The sequence below is a fragment of the Falsiroseomonas selenitidurans genome, from assembly GCF_012103215.1.
Lineage (GTDB): Bacteria > Pseudomonadota > Alphaproteobacteria > Acetobacterales > Acetobacteraceae > Falsiroseomonas > Falsiroseomonas selenitidurans.
Window position 1 is genome coordinate 24837 of record NZ_JAAVNE010000034.1, and the last position, 17536, is coordinate 42372.

Consider the following 17536-nt stretch of genomic DNA (forward strand, 5'->3'; position numbering starts at 1 on the left):
GCCGGACGTTGCCCGGCGGCGGCGCGGCGGGCAAGCCGCGGCGGTGCCTCAGCTTCCGCGATAGGTGGCGTAGGACCAGGGCGAACAGAGCAGCGGCACGTGGTAGTGCCCCTGCCCCGCCGCCAGCCGCACCACGATCGGCACGATGCCGAGGAAGCCCTCGCCGCCGAAATGGGCGCCGATGTGGAAGCGGAGTTCGTAGGTGCCGGGTGCGAAGCTGTCCGGCCCCAGCAGCGGCGCGTCGGTGCGGCCATCGGCGTTGGTCACCGCCTCGGCCAGCTTCACCGGGCCGGACGGGTCGTGACGGAACAACTCGACCGTCACGCCCGGGGCGGGGCGGCCGCTGCCGGTATCCAGCACATGGGTGGTGAGGGCGGAGGGCTTCATTCGCGCGGCGCCCCGGCGGCGACCCAGGCGACCAGCTTTGCCCGCTCCTCCGCCGTGATCTCGGTCAGGTTGCCCGGCGGCATGGCCTCGCTGGCCACCTGCTGGCGGATGGATTGCGCCCAGCGGCGGATCTGGCCGGGCTCGTCCAGCCGCACGCCCTTCGGCGCCTCCACGAAGCCGTCCTGCGTCGGGTTGGCGGCGTGGCAGGTGGCGCAGCGGGCGGCGGCGATGGCCTGCACCTCGGCGAAGGCCGGCGCCTCGCCGCCGGCCGGGCCGCGCGCCGGCATGAGCAGCACGGCCAGCACCACCACCACCAGCGCCGCCGCGGCCGGCAGCGCCACCGGGTTTCGGCCGAACTGGCGCTGCACGAAGAACTGCCGCACCAGCGCGCCGGCCAGGGTGATGGCCAGCAGCACCACCCAGTTCCACGACGCGCCCCAGGTCATCGGGTAGTGCGGGCTGATCATCAGGAACAGCACGGGCAGCGTCAGGTAGGTGTTGTGCACGCTGCGCTGCTTGCCCCAGCGCCCGTATTTTGGATCCGGCTCCTGCCCCGCCTGCATGGCGGCGACCATCTTCCGCTGGCCGGGGATGATCACCATGGCAACATTCGCCACCATGATGGTGCCGGTCATGGCGCCGACCTGCAGGAAGGCGCCGCGGCCGGAGAACACATGGCAGGCGACGAAGGCAGCCACCACCAGCAGCCCGACGCCGAAGGCCGAGAGCAGGTTTTCCTGCTCGCCCCATTTCGACCGGCAGGCCAGGTCATAGACAACCCACCCCGCCACCAGCATGGCGGCGGAAATCGCCACCGCCACGCCCGGCGAAAGCGCCATCACCGCCGGGTCCACCAGATAGGTGCTGGCCTGGCCCCAATAGATCAGCATGAACAGGGAGAAGCCGGACAGCCAGGTCCAATAGGCCTCCCATTTGAACCAGTGCAGCTTCTCCGGCAATTCGGCCGGGGCGTTCAGGTATTTCTGTTTGTGGTAAAATCCGCCGCCATGGATCGACCATTGTTCGCCCTTGACGCGCGGATTGCCGTCCCGCGGCGGGTCAAGTTGGTTGTCCAGGCCGATGAAATAGAAGCTGGTGCCGATCCAGGCGATGCCGGTGATCAGGTGCAGCCAGCGAATCAGCAGGTTCGCCCATTCGGCGAGGTAGGCGGGGTCCATCGTCTCGGGCGTCCTTGGGCGCCGGGGGAAGGCCCGGCAGCGGCAGCGTGAGAGCAACATTCGCGCCGGCGTGACCCGCCGGCAAGCAGGCCGTGGCGCCGGATTGCTGCAGTGCGGCGCCCGGCCATGCTATGCGGGGCGGCCCGGCGCCGATCCCGGCGGCGCGGCACGGGGGGATGGGCGGCGCAATGGACGGTTCCAGTCTGGTGATGCTCGGGGTGATCCTGGCATTGCTGTGTGCCTCGGCCCTGTTCTCCGGCACCGAGACCGCCTTCACCGCCGCCAGTCGTGCCTTCATCACCCGCCGCGCCCGCGAGGGCGACCGTCGCGCCGCGACGCTCGGCCGGCTGAGCGAGCGCAAGGACCGGGTGGTGGCGGCCATCCTGGTGGGCAACAACCTGGTCAACACCACCGCCACGGCCCTCGCCTCCGCCCTGCTCATCGCCTGGTTCGGCGAGGGCGGCGTGGCCTATGCCTCGCTGGTGATGACGCTGCTGCTGGTGGTGTTCTCCGAGGTCCTGCCCAAGACATTGGCGCTGCGGTCACCGGATGCCGCGGCGCTGCGCGTCGTGCCGGTGTTGTCCGCCACCATGCGGCTGCTCGGCCCGGCGGCGGATCTGGTGAATGGGGTGGTGCGCGCGACGCTGCGCCTGGCCGGCGCCCGCCCGCCGGAAGCCGACCGGCCTGGCATCACGGAAGACGAATTGCTGGGCGCCATCGAACTGCACGGGATGGGCCAGCAGGGGCCGGCGGATCTCGCCGCGCGGCAGGAACGCGGCATGCTGCGCGGCGTGCTGGCGCTGGACGACATGGTGGTGCGGGACGTGATGACGCACCGGTCGCGCATCGTCGGGCTGCACGCCTCGGCGCCGCCGGAGGCGATGCTGGCGAAAGTCCTCGCCTCCCCCCATGCGCGCTTCCCGCTCTGGGGCCGGGATGGGGAGGAGATCCTGGGCGTGGTGCATGCGCGCGACGTGCTGCGCGCATTGCATGCCGCGGGCGGCGATCCGGCCCGGCTGGACCTGGCGGCCGTGGCGCAGCCGGCGGCGCTGGTCATCGAGTCCCGCCCGCTGCGCGACCAGCTGCAGGATTTCCGCAAGGCGCCGGTGAAGATGGCCATGGTGCTGGACGAATACGGCGCGCTCAAGGGCATCGTCACGCTGGAGGACATCGTGGAGGTCGTCGTCGGCCAGATCGTGCAGCGCGGCGAGGCGATTCTGGGCGACCTGGCGGAAGGCGGCCAGGTGGAGCTGCGCGGCGACCTGCGGGTGCGCGACATCAACCGCGAGCTTGGCTGGGACCTGCCGGAGGATGAGGCGGCGACGATCGGCGGGCTGGTCGCCGCCCGCCAGCGCGGCATCCCGGCGGTGGGGACGGAACTCGCCATCGGCCGCTACGCGCTGCGCGTGCTGGAACGCCGCGGCCTGCGCATCGACCGGCTGGCGGTGCGGCCAAAGGACCAGACGGAGGCTGGCTGGATGGGGCCGGGCTGACAGGGCACCCGCGCCGTCCTACAATGTCCGGACAATCCGGAGCGACAAGGGCATGGCTGAACCGCAGGTGGTCATCGTGGGTGCCGGCCCTTCCGGCCTGACGGCGGCGCTGCTGCTGGCCCGGGCCGGCGTGGCCGTGCGGGTGCTGGAACGCCATTCCGAACCCTTCGAGGACCCCCGCGCCGCCACCATCCACCCGCCGACGATGGAGATGTTTGCCGAATCCGGCATCGCCGACGATCTGCTGGCGGAAGGGCTGGTGGCGCCGATCTGGCAGATCCGCGGGCGGGAGGAAGGGGTGGTGGCGGCGTTCGACCTCTCCATCCTGGCCGATGCCACCCCCTTCCCGTTCCGGCTGATGTGCGAACAGCACAAGCTGTGCCGGATGCTGCTGCGCCGCCTGGCGGCCTTCTCCCATGCCGAGGTGGTGTGGGGCGCCGCCGTGGCCGGCGTGGCGCAGGATGCGGATGGCGTGACCATCGCCATGGAGGACGGCACGCAGCACCGCGCCGCCTATGTGCTGGGCGCCGATGGCGGGCGCAGCGTGGTGCGCAAGAGCCAGGCGATCGACTTCGAGGGCTTCACCTGGCCGGAACGCTTCCTGGTGGTGACGACGGACCGCGACATGGCGGCGAAGGGCTACGCGCTGTCCTCCTACGTCTCGGACCCCGTGACCTGGTGCGCGCTGTTCAAGATTCCCGCCGATGGCCCGCCGGGCCGCTGGCGCATCGTCTTCCCCACCGACCCGGCAGCGGCGGAGGCCGAGTTGCTGGACCGCGAGGCGGCAGCCCTGCGGCTGGCGGCGCTGATCCCGGACCCGGACCCCTATCCGGTGCTGCACACCAACCTCTATGCCGTGCACCAGCGCGTCGCGGCGCGCTTCCGGCTGGGCCGGGTGCTGCTGGCCGGCGATGCGGCGCATGTGAACAACCCGCTGGGCGGCATGGGCATGAATTTCGGCATCCATGACGCGGTGCTGGCCGCGGAGCGCCTGGTGGCGGTGCTGGAAGGCGGGCCCGATTCGCTGCTGGACCGCTACGACCGGCAGCGGCGCCAGGTGGCGGAGGCCTTCCTGCAGGCCATGACCATCGCCAACAAGCGCACGCTGGAGGAGAAGGACCCCGCCACCCGCACCGCAAGGCTGGCGGAGTTGCGCGCCACCGCGGCGGACCCGACGCGGGCGCGGGCGCATCTGCTGCGCACCAGCATGATCGAGGGCGTGCGCGCCGCCGCATCCATCCCCTGAGGCGGAGGAGGAGGGCGAAACCGGCCGAAACAGCCTGAAACAGGCGCGCGGAACCGACATTGGACCTGCCGCGCGGTTCCTGCCTAGGCTGCCGCAACAACCCGGGAGCCCCGCCATGCTGCGCCGCCGCCTGTCCACCTTCGTCTTCACCGGGGCCTTCACCGGGCTGATGGCGCTGGCCGGGGCTGGCGCCCTGGCCCAGGCCGAGGCCGAGCGCCAGGTCGACGCGGCGCTGGAGCGGCTGCGCGCCAGCTTCGGGCCGGACGCCCGGTTGACGGTGGGCCTGCGGCAGGTGGACCCGGTGACCGGTCGCACCCGGCTGGGCAATCTGGTGATCGCCGCGCCGCAGGAGCGCCTGGCGATGGCGGAACTGCTGCTGCAGGACGTCACCGAATCCCGCCTCGGCCACGCCGAGGCGCGGGAGGTGGTGCTGCAGACCGATATCGGCGGCGACAACGACCGGATGGAGCTGTCCCGCCTGGTGCTCGGCGGCATCCCCCTGCCGGCCCCCGGCACCGCGCTCAGCCTGGCCAATTTCGAGTTGGGCGAGTTGGAGGCGGAGGGGCTGCGCGGCACCGCCAAGAGCGGCACGCTGGTCGTCGGCCGCGCCACCGCCCAGGGCTATGCGCCCGGCGTGCTCGGCATGGCGCAGGTGGAGGGCGTGGACTTCCAGGGCGAGGGAAAGCAGGCGCCTTCCTTCCGGCTGGGCCGGGCGGCGGTGCAGTCCCTGGTCATGCCGGTGATGGATGGCAGCACGCCGCCGGATCCGCGCCAGTTCACGGTGCAGAGCCTGACGCTGGAAGGCGCGGCGCTGCGCGCGCCGGACGAGCAGGTGGATCTGGAAGTCGGCCGATTCGCGCTGCGCGACTGGATTCCGGGCCGGCTGGCGGAACTGGCGCTGGAAGGCACCCGCATCGGCGCGCCCTTCGGGCCGCTCGGCCAGGGCGACATGCGCATCGGGCGCGTCGCCGCCAGCGGCATCGACGGCGCCACCACGCTCGCCGCCATCCTGGACGGCGTGCAGCCGCCGGACCCGGTGCCCGGCACGCCGCAGCGCTTCACGGTGGAAGGCGTGACGGCGGCGACCGGTGGCCAGCCGATGTTCCAGCTCGGCCGCATCGCCCTGGACGGCGCCGTGGAAGCTGGCGGCCGGCTGGTCGGCGGCATGGCCTTCGAGGGGCTGCGGGTGACCCTGCCGCCCGGCACCGCGGCCTGGCTGGAGCAGATCGGCTACCGCGCGATCGCCGGCGGGATCGAGCTGCGCGCCGCCATGCAGCGCGAGGGCGGGGCGATGGAGATCGAGCCCTTCCGCATCGCCTGGGACGAGGCCGGGACCCTGACCCTGCGCAGCGAGCTGGACGGCATGCCGATTCCGCAGGCGGGCCAGGTGAAGGATGACGAGGCCTATATGCAGCAGCTGATGCAGGCGCGGCTGCGCAGCCTGACGCTGAGCTATCGCGACCAGGGGCTGCTGGGCCGGGCCATCGCCTGGCAGGCGCGCCAGCAGCGAATGCCGGAGGAAAGGCTGCGGGAACAGATGGCGCAGATGGCGCTGGCCATGCCGGTGCCGGGCGGCGGGCGGCCGACGCCCCCGGCCGGCCCGGCGCGCAAGGGCGCCCCGGCCGCCGCCGCGCCGCAGGCCGACCCGCTGCTGGAACTGCGCCAGGCGCTGGCCAGCTTCATCCGCCAGCCGCGCGAGCTGGAGATCTCGCTGCGCCCGCCGCAGCCGGTGGGCTTCGGCGAGATGGCCGCCCTGGGTGCGCTCGGCCCGGTGGAGAGCGCCCGGCGCCTCGGGCTTTCAGCCGTCGCGCGCTGAGCCGGTCCCTGCCCCGCCGACGCGGGGAAGGGACCGGTACCGCGGTTCAGGGCACGCGGATTCCGGCGCTGCGCACCACATCGCCCCAGCGCGCGACATCGGCGCGCAGCCGGGCGGCGAAGGGCTCCGGCCCCTCGCCCAGCGGGTCGGCGCCGATCTGCGCCATGCGCGCCTGCACCGCCGGGCGGGCCAGGGCCGCGGCGATGATGCCGTGGATGCGCGTGGCGATCGCCGGCGGCAGGCCCTTCGGCCCCATCAGCCCGTTCCAGGTGATGGTCTCGAAGCCCGGCAGTGCCTCGGCGATCGCCGGCACCTCGGGCAATGCGGCGGCGCGGGTGGTGCCGGACACGCCGAACAGCCGCACCGCCGGATTCTGCGCATGCGGCACGGCCTCCGACAGATTGGCGAACATCACCGGTGCATTGCCGGCGATCAGGTCGGCCAGGGCCGGCGCGCCGCCGCGATAGGGCACATGCTCCGCCTGCACGCCGATGCGCTGCAGGAACAGCGCCATGGACAGGTGCTGGAAGCTGCCGACGCCGCCGGAGGCATAGGGGAAGGCGCCGTTGCGCGCCCGCATCCAGGCGATCAGCCCGGCCAGATCCGTGGCCGCCACGCTGGAATGCGCCATCAGCACGAAGGGGTTGGTGCCGAGATTCACGATCGGCGTCACATCCGCCACCGGGTCGAAGCGGGGCGGCTGCGCCATGGCGACGGGCGCCACCGCCAGCACGGCGACCGCCACCATCATCAGCGTATGGCCATCGGCCGGGGCGCGCACCATCGCCTCCGCCGCGATCAGCCCACCGGCGCCGGTGCGGTTTTCCACCACGAAGCTGGCACCCGGGATCTCGGCCTGCAGCAGGTCGGCGGTCAGCCGCGCCAGCGCATCGGTGTTCCCGCCCGGTGCGAAGGGCACCAGGATGCGCACCGGCCGTTCCGGCCAGGCGGGTTGCGCCCGCAGGGCGGTGGGGGCGGCAAGCAGCGGCAGGCTGGCAAGCAGGTGGCGGCGGCGCATGGTGAAGCTTCCCGGACGGTGAGTGTGGCAGTCTCGGGCGCCGGCGCGGCTTCGTCAGCCCCTTTTTCGCGGCCGGCAGGCCAGCCATGCAGGGACATTGCTGGCGCCACAATCATCCGCACGGCCATTCTGCCGCGAAGCTGGGCGACGATGGACATGGAACTGCGCAGACCTTCCCGGCTTGAGCTCCCCTCCTATGTGGCGGCGCTGCGGGCTGGCTGGACCCCTTCCACGGTGCGGGCCGAAGCCCTGGCGTCGGAGCATCTGGCGGCGATCGCCGCCGATCCGGACGCCTTCCTCGCCAGCCTGCACGACCCGGAAGGCGCCGGCGCGCCGGTGCGCATGCCGGACGGCACGCTGCGGCCACGCCTGCCGGGCATGACCTTCTGGATCTGGGAGGACGGGTTCTGCGGCAATATCGGCCTGCGCTGGCAGCCGGGCACGCCGGCCCTGCCGCCGCATGTGCTCGGCCATGTCGGCTACAACATCGTCCCGGCCCGGCGCGGCCAGGGCGTGGCAAGGCGGGCGCTGGCGCGGCTGCTGCCGCAGGCGGCCGCGCATGGCCTGCCCTGGGTGGAACTGACGACGGACCCGGCCAACCTCGCCTCCCAGCGCGTCATTCTCGGCTGCGGCGGCGTGCTGGTGGAGCGTTTCACGAAGCCCGCCGAACATGGCGGCGGCGAGGGGTTGCGCTTCCGTCTTGCCGTCCCGGCTGATACCTCCGCCGCGGACCGGAGCACGCCGCTTTCACCTGAACGCAACCTGCTCCTTAATTCATTGAACCCAGCGCAAGAAGCGCGTTCAGATGATCCCCTCTGAACGCTTGTTGTCCTGGCAGGAGCGGGCGATGCGGGTCAGCGAGCAGCGGCAATGGGATCGGCTGATGCAGATGGCGCGCCTCGGCGCCATCCAGGGCGAGGGCGTGAACCGCGCGGCGCTGAGCGACCTCGACCACCAGGCGCGGCGCCTGCTGCTTTCCTGGGCCCTGCCCCTGGGCCTGGCGCCTTCGGTCGATGCGCTGGGCAACCTGTTCCTGCGGCATGAGGGAACCGACCCCGGCCTGCCCGCGGTGCTGGCCGGCAGCCACATGGACAGCCAGCCCAAGGGCGGCCGCTTCGACGGCATCTGGGGTGTGCTGGCGGCGCTGGAGGCGGTGCAGGCGATCCGCGAGGCCGGCCTGGCCACCCGCCGCGCCATCGAGATCGTTGCCTGGACCAATGAGGAAGGCGGACGCTTCGCCCCAGGCTGCATGGGCAGCATGGCGTTTTCCGGCTTTCGCCCGCCTGGGAGCTGGGACGAGGTGAAGGACCGGGACGGGCTGCGCTTCGGCGCGGAACTGGCGCGGCTGCTGGCCGCCGAGGCCGACATCCCCCGCCGGCCGCTGGGCTTCACCCCCTACGCCTATGTCGAGCCGCATATCGAGCAGGGTCCGCTGCTGGAGGCGGAGGGGCTGGATATCGGAATCGTCACCGGCATCCAGGGCAGCCGCTGGTTCCTGGTGGAGATCGCCGGCAAGACCGACCATGCCGGCACCGCGCCGCTGGCGCTGCGTCAGGACGCGGTACAGGACATGGTGCGCGCCATCGCCGCGCTGAACGCGCTGACCGCAGACCCGCAGGACGTGCTGCGCTTCACCGTGGGGCGGGTGGAGGTTTTCCCCAACTCCTCCAACACCGTCGCCGACCTGGCGCGGTTCAGCATCGACCTGCGGCACCCGGATGCGGCGGTGCTGACGGCGCGTGGCGATGCCGTGGTGGCCACGATCCAGGGCGCCATGGCGCGTTGCCGGGCGACGGTGACGGAGACCTTCAACGCCCTGCCCGCCCGTTTCGCGCCGCTGGTGCAGGAGGCGATCGCCGCCGCCGCGCAGGCGGAAGGGCTGCAGGCGAGGCCCATGCCCTCCGGCGCTTTCCACGATGCGCAGTTCCTGGTGCCGGTCTGCCCGACCGGGATGATCTTCATCCCCAGCCGCGCCGGCATCAGCCACCATCCGGCCGAGTATTCCAGCCCGGCGCAGACCGCCCGCGGCGCGCAGGTGCTGGCGCGGGTGCTGCTGGACCTGGCGGGACGGGCTTGAGCGCCGGCGACACGCGGCCTTGATGCCCATGGCGGGCAGCCGTTTCGGGCCTGGCGAGTTGTCGTCGTGCCCAGGGCGCGAGGCAGGGCGCGAGGCCGGGCGCGAGGCAGGGTCGAAGGCAGGTATGGACGCAATGGCTCAGGGCCTGGGTGAAGGCGGGACCGCAGGAAAGCCCGGATTTGCCACGCTCATCGAGACCACCGACTGGGCCGCCACGCCGCTTGGCCCGCGGGCGGGCTGGCCGCAGGCACTGCGCACGATCCTCCGGCTGATGCAGCATTCCGGCCAGCCGATGTTCCTGGCCTGGGGGAAGGAACTGAGCTTCCTCTACAACGACGCCTACGTGCCGATCCTCGGCGCGCGCCACCCGGCCGCGCTCGGCCAGCCCTTCCGGGCGGTGTGGTCGGAGGTCTGGGAGGAGTTGCTGCCGCTGGTGCAGCGGGCGCTGCAGGGCACCTCCACCTGGATGGAGAACCTCCACCTGGTGCTGCACCGCAACGGCTACCCGGAGGACAACTGGTACACCTTCTCCTACAGCCCGGTGCATGACGACGCCGGCGCCATCGCCGGCATGTTCTGCACCTGCATGGAAACCACCGGACAGGTGCTGGCGGAACGTCGACTGCGGGAGAATGAGGGCCGCTTCCGGGCGCTGCTGGACGCGGCACCGGCGATGATGCGGGTGACGGACCGCGACGGCCACTGCACCCACCTGAACCGCAGCTGGTACGCCTTCACCGGCCAGGATGAGGCGACCGGCCTGGGCCTTGGCTGGCTGGAGGCGGTGCACCCCGAGGATCGGCCGCGGGCGAAGGCGCAGTTCGCGCGGGCCGTCGCCGCGCGCGAATCGCTGCGCGTCGACTATCGGCTGCGCCATGTCGATGGCAGCTGGCGCTGGGCCATCGATGCGGCGGAACCGCGCATCGATCCGGAGGGCCGGTATCTCGGCCATGTCGGCTCCGTGATGGACATCACCGACCGGCGGGAAGCGGAGGAACGCCAGACGCTGCTGGCGCGGGAGGTGGACCACCGTGCGAAGAACGTGCTGGCGGTGGTCCAGGCGGCGCTGCGGCTGACCCGCGCAACCGACATCGGCAGCTTCACCCGCACCCTTGAAGGCCGCGTCGCCGCGCTGGCGCGGGCACAGACGCTGCTGGCCAAGGATTCCTGGGTGGGCGCGGACCTTGAGACGATGCTGCGTGGCGAGTTGGCCGCCTTCCTGGGCGAGGAGCCGGCGCTGCAGGCGCGCGCCTGGCTGGAGGGCCCGGCCATCGCCCTGCCGGCGGAAGCGACGCAGCCGCTGACCATGCTGGTGCATGAACTGGCGACCAATGCCGTGAAGCATGGCGCGCTGTCGGTGGAAGCCGGGCATCTGGCGGTGCGCTGGTGGCTTTCCGACCAGCGGCTGGTCCTGACCTGGACAGAAAGCGGCGGTCCCCCACTGGCCGCGCCCCCCTCCCGCGTCGGCTTCGGCACCAGGGTGCTGGATGCGACGGCGCGCCGGCAGCTTGGCGGAACGATCGCCCTGGACTGGCGCCCGGAGGGGCTCGCCTGTAGGCTGGGTATACCGCTGCGGCGCAAGCCGCCCGCGCCCGATGCGACCGACAGTGCAACGCTTACGATCTTGTGATGGGTGCGCCGGTTCGGGTCCGTGGCGTCGAGGCCGAAATTCGTCCACCTGACCGCGCTCGCCCATTCCGCCGCCGCACCAGAATGGTTGCGCTCCTCGATCAAACCAAGGCTGACTGCGTGAATCCCGCCTACTGCATCATCGACCCGAACCTGCGCGACTTCCTCGGCCACCACGCCAGCTACGACCATGCCGTCGCCCGCGCCGCGGCCCGGGCGGGCTATGCGCCGGTGGTGCTGGGCCATGTGGCAATGCCCGGTGCGGAGGCCGGGCTGGTGGACGGCGCAAGGCTGGTCCCGGCCTTCGCCGAGGATATCTGGGCCGGCCGCCAGGGCGGCTCGCGCCTCGCCCGGCTGGCCGACACGCTGCGCCGCAACCAGGTGTTCCGCCAGGCGCTGGCGCGCCATCTGCCGCCAGCCCTGCCGGCCGGCTCCATCGTCTTCGCCCACATGATCACGGAACGGCAGATCCTGGGGCTGGCCGGCTGGGCGGCCGGGATGCCGCGGGGCGTCCGGCTGGTGGTGCTGCTGCGCTACCAGCCCAGCTTCTATCACGGCGCCATCGCCCGCCGCGCGCTGCGGCGCTTCGAAGGACTGGCGGCGCGCGGCGCCGACATCCGCCTGGCCACCGACAGCGACCGGCTGTCCGCCCGCATCGGCCGGCTGACCCGCCTGGCGGTCGCCACCCTGCCCATCCCGCACGCGCCGGCCGAGATCCCGCTGCCCGACCCGGCGCCGGACCGGCCGCTGACCTTCGTCTCGCTGGGCAATGCGCGCGGCGAGAAGGGCTTTGCCGAGATCCTCACCGTCGCCCGGCGCATCGCCGCGATCCCGGGCGCGGCGCAGGGCATCCGCTTCGTGCTGCAGGCGAATGACCCGTCGGAGGACGTGGCCTCCGTCCTGCGCGGCTTCCGCTCCCGCCCGCCGCCCGGTGTCACGCTGCTGGACAAGGCGCTGGACCACGCGGCCTATGAGGCATTGCTGGCCAGTGCCGACGTCGTGCTCGCCCCCTATCGGCGCGAGATCTACGAGGACCGGACCTCCGGCGTGGCGCTGGAGGCGATCGCCACCGGCAGGCCGCTGATCTGCACCCGCGCCACCTGGCTGAGCGACCTGCTGGACCGGCATGGCGCCGGCCGGGCCATCCCCGATGGCGATGTGGAGGCGTTGCAGGATGCCATCATGGCGGTGCGCGCGGAGTGGACGACGCTGGCCGCTTCGGCCGCCCGCGGCGCCACGGCCTGCCGGGCGGTGCACAATGCCGATGCGCTGGTAAGGCTCACCGCCGGCCCCTGGCCCGCCGCCACCGCGACCATGCCGGTGCGCAATGTCGCCCTCTTCTACCCCTGGGGCGATTTCGCGGACCCGCGCAGCGGCGCCAGCCTGCGCAGCAACATGCTGGCCAACCTGCTGTCCGAAGCGGTGGAGGAAGTGACGGTGGTGCAGGGCGGCGATCCGACGCCCTGGCTGCGCCGCGGCAACATCCACATCCAGTCGAGCGGCGACCGCATCCGCCACCGGCTGGTGCGACGCGCGCTGGGCTTGCTGACCATGCCCCTGCTCTGGCCGCGCGCCCGCGGCCAGCACCTGATGCTGGCCATGCATCTGGCGCGTCTGCTGGACCCGGATTTCCACGCCCATGCGGCGCGGGTGATCGGCCGCGCCGACCATGTGTTCCTGGAATACACCTTCTGGGCGCCGGTGATCGCCCGGCTCTGTCGCCGGCACGGCGTCGGGCTGACCGTCACCGACCATGACGTGGTGGCGAACCAGGTGACCGGGTCGCGCCTGCTGCGCGAGATGACCCTGCGGATGGAGGTCGCGGGCCTGGCGCGCGGCAACCAGGCGGCCTGCGTCTCGGAGGCCGACCACGCCGTCTTCGCCGCGCGCGGCGTGGCGGCGGAGGTGATCCCGAATCCGGTGCGGCTGGCGCTGGCCGATTGCCGCCTGCCAGCGCCGCCGCGGCGCATCCTGGCGGAGTATTACGGCATCACCCTGCCGCAGGGCCCGATCTGCCTGTTCATCGGCAGCAACTTTCCCCCCAACGTCACGGCGGCCGAGGCGCTGCGCGGCATCGCGCGGGAGATGGCGGCGAGCGAGGAGTCGCGGGAGGTGACCATCCTGGTCGTCGGCCGCTGCATGGAACGGCAGACCGCGCCGGGCTTCCAGGCGCTGGGCGTGGTGCCGGACCTGGCGCTGCGCTGCCTGTACCGCATCGCCAGCCTGGCGGTGATCCCGCTGCGCAACGGCACCGGATCCTCCCTGAAGACGCTGGAGGCGATGGCGGAACGGCTGCCGGTGCTGGGCACCCGGGTGGCGTTCCGCGGGCTGGAGGTGACGCCGGGCCAGGAGGCCTTCATCGAGGACGAGCTGGAGGCCTGGCCGCACCTGATCCCTGGCATCCTGGAGGCGCGCGGGCGGGCGGAAGCGGTGGCCCGAGCCGGCCGCGCCTTCGCCGAGCGCTTCGACCACCGCAGCAGCTTCGCCCCCTACCTGGCCGCGCTGGGCCTCCCCCCGGGCGGGCCCGGCTTGGCGCGGGAGATGGCGCTGCTGGCGGCCCAGGCCGAGGCACAGCTGCTGGAACGGGCGATGGAGACGCGCGACCTGGAGCTGATGCGCGAATGCTCGGAGCGCATCCTGCGCGGCGCCCAGGAACGGGCCGGCATGGCCCTGGCACGCGGCTGAAGGAAGCGCGGCGCCGCCCCCTTGCGGCGCCGCCCCCCAAGGTTCAGGAAGGCGCCCGCCGGAGGCTCCCCCATCCGGCCGCTCGAAGTGGCAGGCCATGAACGACCGCATCTCCCTCCCCAAGGACCGCATCCGCATCCTGCTGCTGGAAGGCATCGCCGACAGCGCGGTGGACCTGTTCGGCCAGGCCGACTACGCGACCATCCACCGCGAGAAGAAGGCGCTGGAAGGCCAGGCGCTGATCGAGGCGGTGAAGGGCGTGCATATCCTCGGCATCCGGTCCCGCACCGAAGTGACGGAGGAAGTGCTGGCGGCCGCCGACCGGCTGATCGCCATCGGCTGCTTCTGCATCGGCACCAACCAAGTGGACCTGGAGGCCGCGGCCCGGCGCGGCGTCGCGGTGTTCAACGCGCCCTTCAGCAACACCCGCAGCGTGGCGGAGCTGACTCTGGCGGAGGCCGTGATGCTGATGCGCGGCATCGTCGACAAATCCATCGCCGCCCATGCCGGCGGCTGGGACAAATCCGCCGCCAACAGCTGGGAGATGCGCGGCAAGACGCTGGGCATCATCGGCTACGGCAATATCGGCAGCCAGCTCTCGGTGCTGGCCGAGGCCTTCGGCATGCGGGTGCTCTACCACGACCACACCAACAAGCTGCCGCATGGCAATGCCTCACCGGCCGCCAGCCTGCACGACCTGCTGCGGCAATCGGATGTGGTGACCATCCATGTGCCGGAGACGCCGGAGACGATCGGCATGATGGGCGCGCGAGAATTCGCCGCGATGAAGCCCAGCGCCGTCTTCATCAACAACGCCCGCGGCACCGTGGTGGATGTGGCGGCGCTGGCCGCGGCGCTGGGGGAGAAGCGCATCCTGGGCGCCGCCGTGGACGTCTTCCCGGTGGAGCCGAAGCGGAACGGGGAGGCCTTTGTCTCCCCGCTGCAGGGTCTGCCGAACGTGATCCTGACACCGCATATCGGCGGCAGCACGGCGGAGGCGCAGGACCGGATCGGCGCCGAGGTGGCGCGCAAGCTGGTGGATTATTCCGACACCGGCGCCACCATGGGCAGCGTGAACCTGCCGCAGGTGCAGCTTCCGGCACGGCCCACCGGCGCGCGCTGGACGCATCTGCACCGCGACGCCCCGGGCATCCTGTCCCAGATGAATGCCTGTTTCGGCCGCCGCGGGCTGAACATCGCGGCGCAGTACTACCAGACCGGCGGCGAGCTGGGCTACGTCGTGGTCGAAAGCGTGGAGGCGCGGGCGGAGGCGGAGGCCATCCTGGCCGAGCTGCGCGCCTTGCCCGGCACGGTGCGCGCCCGGCTGATCTACGAGCGGAGCTGACCCCAAGCCACTCAACAAGATGGATTTACGCCAGGCCCAACTGTCTGGCGTCGTCCACGCCTGCCCGCCATCCTGGCCCGACAGGGAGATGCGGGCGATGGCGACGATCCTGGGCGGCGCGGCGGATGAGCTTGTGGCGGGGACAGGCACCGAGCCCGACCTGATCTTCGGCGGGGGCGGCGCCGATACCCTGCTCGGCGGGCACGGCCAGGACACGCTGGCGGGCGGCGAGGGCGACGACTGGATCGAGGGCGGCCGCGGCACCGACGGGTTGAGCGGCGGCCAGGGCACCGACGTCTTCCGCTTCCGCAGCCTGGCGGAGCTGGCCGGCGACCGGATCGGCGATTTCGGCGAAGGCGACCGGCTGCTGCTGGATTTCGCCGCCACCTGGCGCTTCCTCGGCCAGGCCGGGTTCAGCGGCGCCGGGCTGGAATACCGGCTGCTGCAGGAGGCCGGCACGACCCGGCTGGAATTCGACGAGACAGGGCTCGGCACCCCGCCGCTGGCGCTGCACCTGGCCGGCACGCATGCGTTGCAGCTTCTGGGGGCTGGGCTGCTGGCGCCGGTCGCGCCGCTGAACCGGCTCGGCACCGCCGCCAATGAGGTGATGAACGGCACGGCGGGCGCCGACACACTGCTCGGCGCCGGTGGCAACGACATCCTGCGCGGCGGCGACAGCGCCGATTTCCTGCATGGCGGCGCCGGCAATGACACGCTGCGCGGCGGCAATGGCGCCGACACGCTGGCGGGCGGCGTTGGCGCCGATGTCTTCATCTACCCGCTGCTGTCGGAGGTGGATGGCGACCTGATCCGCGACCTGCGGGCGGAGGACATGCTGAACCTGTCCGGCCTCGCCGGCTTCACCTACCTGGCGGATGCCGCCTTCACCGGCAGGGCGGGGGAGTTCCGCTACACGCAGCGCTCCGGTGAAGGCCGGGTGGAACTGGACACGGATGGCGATGCCGTCGCCGACCGGGAATTGCTCCTGACCGGCCTCTACGCCCCCCTGGTGCAGAGCGCCCCGGGCAGCCTGATCCTGCGCATTGGCACCGGCAGCACGAAGGCCGGTGGCGCCGGCGGCGACACGCTGACCGGCGGCCAGGGCGCGGACAGCCTGGTCGGGCTCGAGGGGGCCGATCTGCTGCGCGGCGGCGCCTGGCGCGACACGATGGAGGGAGGTGCCGGCGCCGATACCTTGCAGGGCGACAGCGGTGACGACCGGCTGCTGGGCGGCGACGGGGCCGACCGCCTGCTGGGCGGCGAGGGCCTCGACACGCTGGAGGGCGGTGCCGGCGACGACACGCTGCTGGGCGGCCTGGGCCGGGACCGCCTGGTCGGGGGTGCCGGCAACGACCTGTTCGCCTGGCGCAGCCTGGCGGAGATCGAAAGTGACGGCATCGCCGATTTCGACTGGGGCGACCGGCTGGATCTCAGCGCGCTGGGCGGCTTTCGCTTCGTCGGCGATGCCGGGTTCACCGGCACCCCCTGGGAAATCGCCGCCGGCTCCACCGGCCTGCAATTCGACACCGACGGCGATGGCCTCGGGGATGTCAGCCTCTCCCTCTCCGGCGTCCATATGCTGGAGGAGACGACGCCGGGCAGCCTCCTGCTCCGCTTCGCGGCGCCGCTCGCGCGCACGGGCACGGAGGCAGGCGAGACCCTCTCGGGCGGTGCCGGAGCCGATACGCTGACCGGCCTCGGCGGGGATGACGCGCTGATCGGCGGCGCCGGGATCGATCGGCTGCTGGGCGGCGCGGGCGCCGACACGCTGCTCGGCGGCAGCGGCAATGACCTGCTCCGGGGCGATGAAGGCAACGACGTGCTGGTCGGGGGACTCGGTGTCGATGTTCTGATCGGCGGCGGCGGGGCCGACCGCTTCGTTTTCCTCTCCACCGCAGAACTCGTGGAGCGGCGCGATTTTCCCGCCTATCGCGATTCGATTGGCGACCTCGACCTTGCCGATCTGATCGACCTGTCCGCGATCCCCGGGCTGCGCGTGGTCGACCGCTTCACCGGGCAGGCCGGCGAGGTGCTGATCACGTCAACCTCGCTGGAGATCGATGTGCTGGGCACCGGGGTGCCGCAGGGATACGGCATCGACTTCAGCGTCGCCGCCGGCGACAGCGGTCTCGAGGAGACCTCGCCGGGCAGCCTCGTCTTCCAGCGCCGCCCCGCGGCCACCAACGGGACCAGCGGCCCCAACGACATGGAAGGCAGCGCGCCGCGAAACCTGCTGCGCGGCCTTGAGGGCGCCGACACGCTGGCGAGCCTGGATGGGGCGCATGAGGACACGCTGGAGGGCGGCGCGGGGAACGACACCTTCGTCATCCGCGCCCCCGAGGGCCCGAAGGTCACGATCCTCGACCTGCAACTCGGTGAGAAGATCCGCCTGGTCGCGCCCGATCCCGACTTCTATGGCCGCGAAGGCGCCCCGCAATGGCGCGGTTCCGGCGCCTTCACCGGCGAGGGGATCGAGATGCGCCTTGGCCATGGTGTCTGGTTCGAGGGGGAGATGCTGGCGACCGCGCTGCTGGTCAGCACCGGCGGCGATACGGAGGCCGACATGGCGATCGACCTCAACGGCTACACCGGCTGGCTGTTCCAGGATTCGTCCGGCAACGGCTCCATCCAGTTCGTGGCCGACCTGGTCGTTCCCTAGCAC

The 17536-nt window shown here is 72.2% G+C and carries 12 protein-coding genes; 9 read left to right on the forward strand and 3 right to left on the reverse strand.

Going from position 1 to position 17536, the window contains the following annotated elements:
* Positions 1–48: 48 nt before the first annotated feature.
* Entirely contained in the window at positions 49–387 is a 339-nt protein-coding gene (gene uraH, locus HEQ75_RS18715; RefSeq protein ID WP_168033515.1) for a hydroxyisourate hydrolase, read from the reverse strand.
* On the reverse strand, positions 384–1565 hold the full coding sequence (locus HEQ75_RS18720; protein WP_168033517.1) for a urate hydroxylase PuuD: 1182 nt from the start codon (positions 1563–1565) through the stop codon (positions 384–386). Before HEQ75_RS18720 ends, uraH begins: the two co-directional genes overlap by 4 nt.
* Before the next feature lie 188 nt (positions 1566–1753).
* Here HEQ75_RS18720 and HEQ75_RS18725 point away from each other — a divergent pair, with 188 nt between their 5' ends.
* The 3 genes from HEQ75_RS18725 (at position 1754) to HEQ75_RS18735 (ending at position 6120) form a co-directional block, all read left to right on the forward strand.
* Entirely contained in the window at positions 1754–3058 is a 1305-nt protein-coding gene (locus HEQ75_RS18725) for an HlyC/CorC family transporter (RefSeq protein WP_168033528.1), read from the forward strand.
* A 52-nt stretch (positions 3059–3110) separates the two neighbouring features.
* Complete coding sequence (locus HEQ75_RS18730) at positions 3111–4304, forward strand: FAD-dependent oxidoreductase (RefSeq protein ID WP_168033530.1); 1194 nt, start codon at positions 3111–3113, stop codon at positions 4302–4304.
* A 115-nt stretch (positions 4305–4419) separates the two neighbouring features.
* The gene (locus HEQ75_RS18735) at positions 4420–6120 is read left to right on the forward strand and encodes a hypothetical protein (RefSeq protein WP_168033532.1); all 1701 of its coding nucleotides are present in this window, start codon (positions 4420–4422) and stop codon (positions 6118–6120) included.
* Positions 6121–6166: 46 nt separating this feature from the next.
* Here HEQ75_RS18735 and HEQ75_RS18740 read toward each other — a convergent pair whose 3' ends face one another.
* Positions 6167–7138, reverse strand: a complete 972-nt coding sequence (locus HEQ75_RS18740) for a Bug family tripartite tricarboxylate transporter substrate binding protein (protein WP_168033535.1) — start codon at positions 7136–7138, stop codon at positions 6167–6169.
* Positions 7139–7294: 156 nt separating this feature from the next.
* Here HEQ75_RS18740 and HEQ75_RS18745 point away from each other — a divergent pair, with 156 nt between their 5' ends.
* The 6 genes from HEQ75_RS18745 (at position 7295) to HEQ75_RS18770 (ending at position 17533) form a co-directional block, all read left to right on the forward strand.
* Positions 7295–7957: a GNAT family N-acetyltransferase gene (locus HEQ75_RS18745; protein WP_168033537.1), complete on the forward strand. Its 663-nt coding sequence runs from the start codon at positions 7295–7297 to the stop codon at positions 7955–7957.
* Between the two features lie 28 nt (positions 7958–7985).
* Positions 7986–9215, forward strand: a complete 1230-nt coding sequence (locus tag HEQ75_RS18750) for a hydantoinase/carbamoylase family amidase (protein ID WP_168033539.1) — start codon at positions 7986–7988, stop codon at positions 9213–9215.
* 133 nt (positions 9216–9348) lie between these two features.
* On the forward strand, positions 9349–10845 hold the full coding sequence (locus tag HEQ75_RS18755) for a PAS domain S-box protein (protein WP_168033541.1): 1497 nt from the start codon (positions 9349–9351) through the stop codon (positions 10843–10845).
* A gap of 119 nt (positions 10846–10964) precedes the next feature.
* Positions 10965–13529 (forward strand): glycosyltransferase, encoded by a 2565-nt coding sequence (locus tag HEQ75_RS18760; protein ID WP_168033543.1) that lies wholly within the window; start codon positions 10965–10967, stop codon positions 13527–13529.
* 97 nt (positions 13530–13626) lie between these two features.
* On the forward strand, positions 13627–14874 hold the full coding sequence (gene serA, locus HEQ75_RS18765) for a phosphoglycerate dehydrogenase (RefSeq protein ID WP_168033545.1): 1248 nt from the start codon (positions 13627–13629) through the stop codon (positions 14872–14874).
* Between the two features lie 97 nt (positions 14875–14971).
* Positions 14972–17533 carry a calcium-binding protein gene (locus HEQ75_RS18770; RefSeq protein WP_168033547.1) on the forward strand — a complete coding sequence of 854 codons (2562 nt, stop codon included), beginning with the start codon at positions 14972–14974 and terminating at the stop codon, positions 17531–17533.
* Positions 17534–17536: the final 3 nt, after the last annotated feature.

Excerpts from the sequence above, each read along its gene's own strand:
- serA (WP_168033545.1), top strand. The coding sequence starts at position 13,627 with ATGAACGACCGCATCTCCCTCCCCAAGGACCGCATCCGCATCCTGCTG.
- HEQ75_RS18770 (WP_168033547.1), top strand. The coding sequence starts at position 14,972 with ATGGCGACGATCCTGGGCGGCGCGGCGGATGAGCTTGTGGCGGGGACA.
- HEQ75_RS18725 (WP_168033528.1), top strand. The coding sequence starts at position 1,754 with ATGGACGGTTCCAGTCTGGTGATGCTCGGGGTGATCCTGGCATTGCTG.
- HEQ75_RS18755 (WP_168033541.1), top strand. The coding sequence starts at position 9,349 with ATGGCTCAGGGCCTGGGTGAAGGCGGGACCGCAGGAAAGCCCGGATTT.
- HEQ75_RS18735 (WP_168033532.1), top strand. The coding sequence starts at position 4,420 with ATGCTGCGCCGCCGCCTGTCCACCTTCGTCTTCACCGGGGCCTTCACC.
- HEQ75_RS18720 (WP_168033517.1), bottom strand. The coding sequence starts at position 1,565 with ATGGACCCCGCCTACCTCGCCGAATGGGCGAACCTGCTGATTCGCTGG.
- HEQ75_RS18730 (WP_168033530.1), top strand. The coding sequence starts at position 3,111 with ATGGCTGAACCGCAGGTGGTCATCGTGGGTGCCGGCCCTTCCGGCCTG.
- uraH (WP_168033515.1), bottom strand. The coding sequence starts at position 387 with ATGAAGCCCTCCGCCCTCACCACCCATGTGCTGGATACCGGCAGCGGC.
- HEQ75_RS18750 (WP_168033539.1), top strand. The coding sequence starts at position 7,986 with ATGCGGGTCAGCGAGCAGCGGCAATGGGATCGGCTGATGCAGATGGCG.
- HEQ75_RS18740 (WP_168033535.1), bottom strand. The coding sequence starts at position 7,138 with ATGCGCCGCCGCCACCTGCTTGCCAGCCTGCCGCTGCTTGCCGCCCCC.
- HEQ75_RS18745 (WP_168033537.1), top strand. The coding sequence starts at position 7,295 with ATGGAACTGCGCAGACCTTCCCGGCTTGAGCTCCCCTCCTATGTGGCG.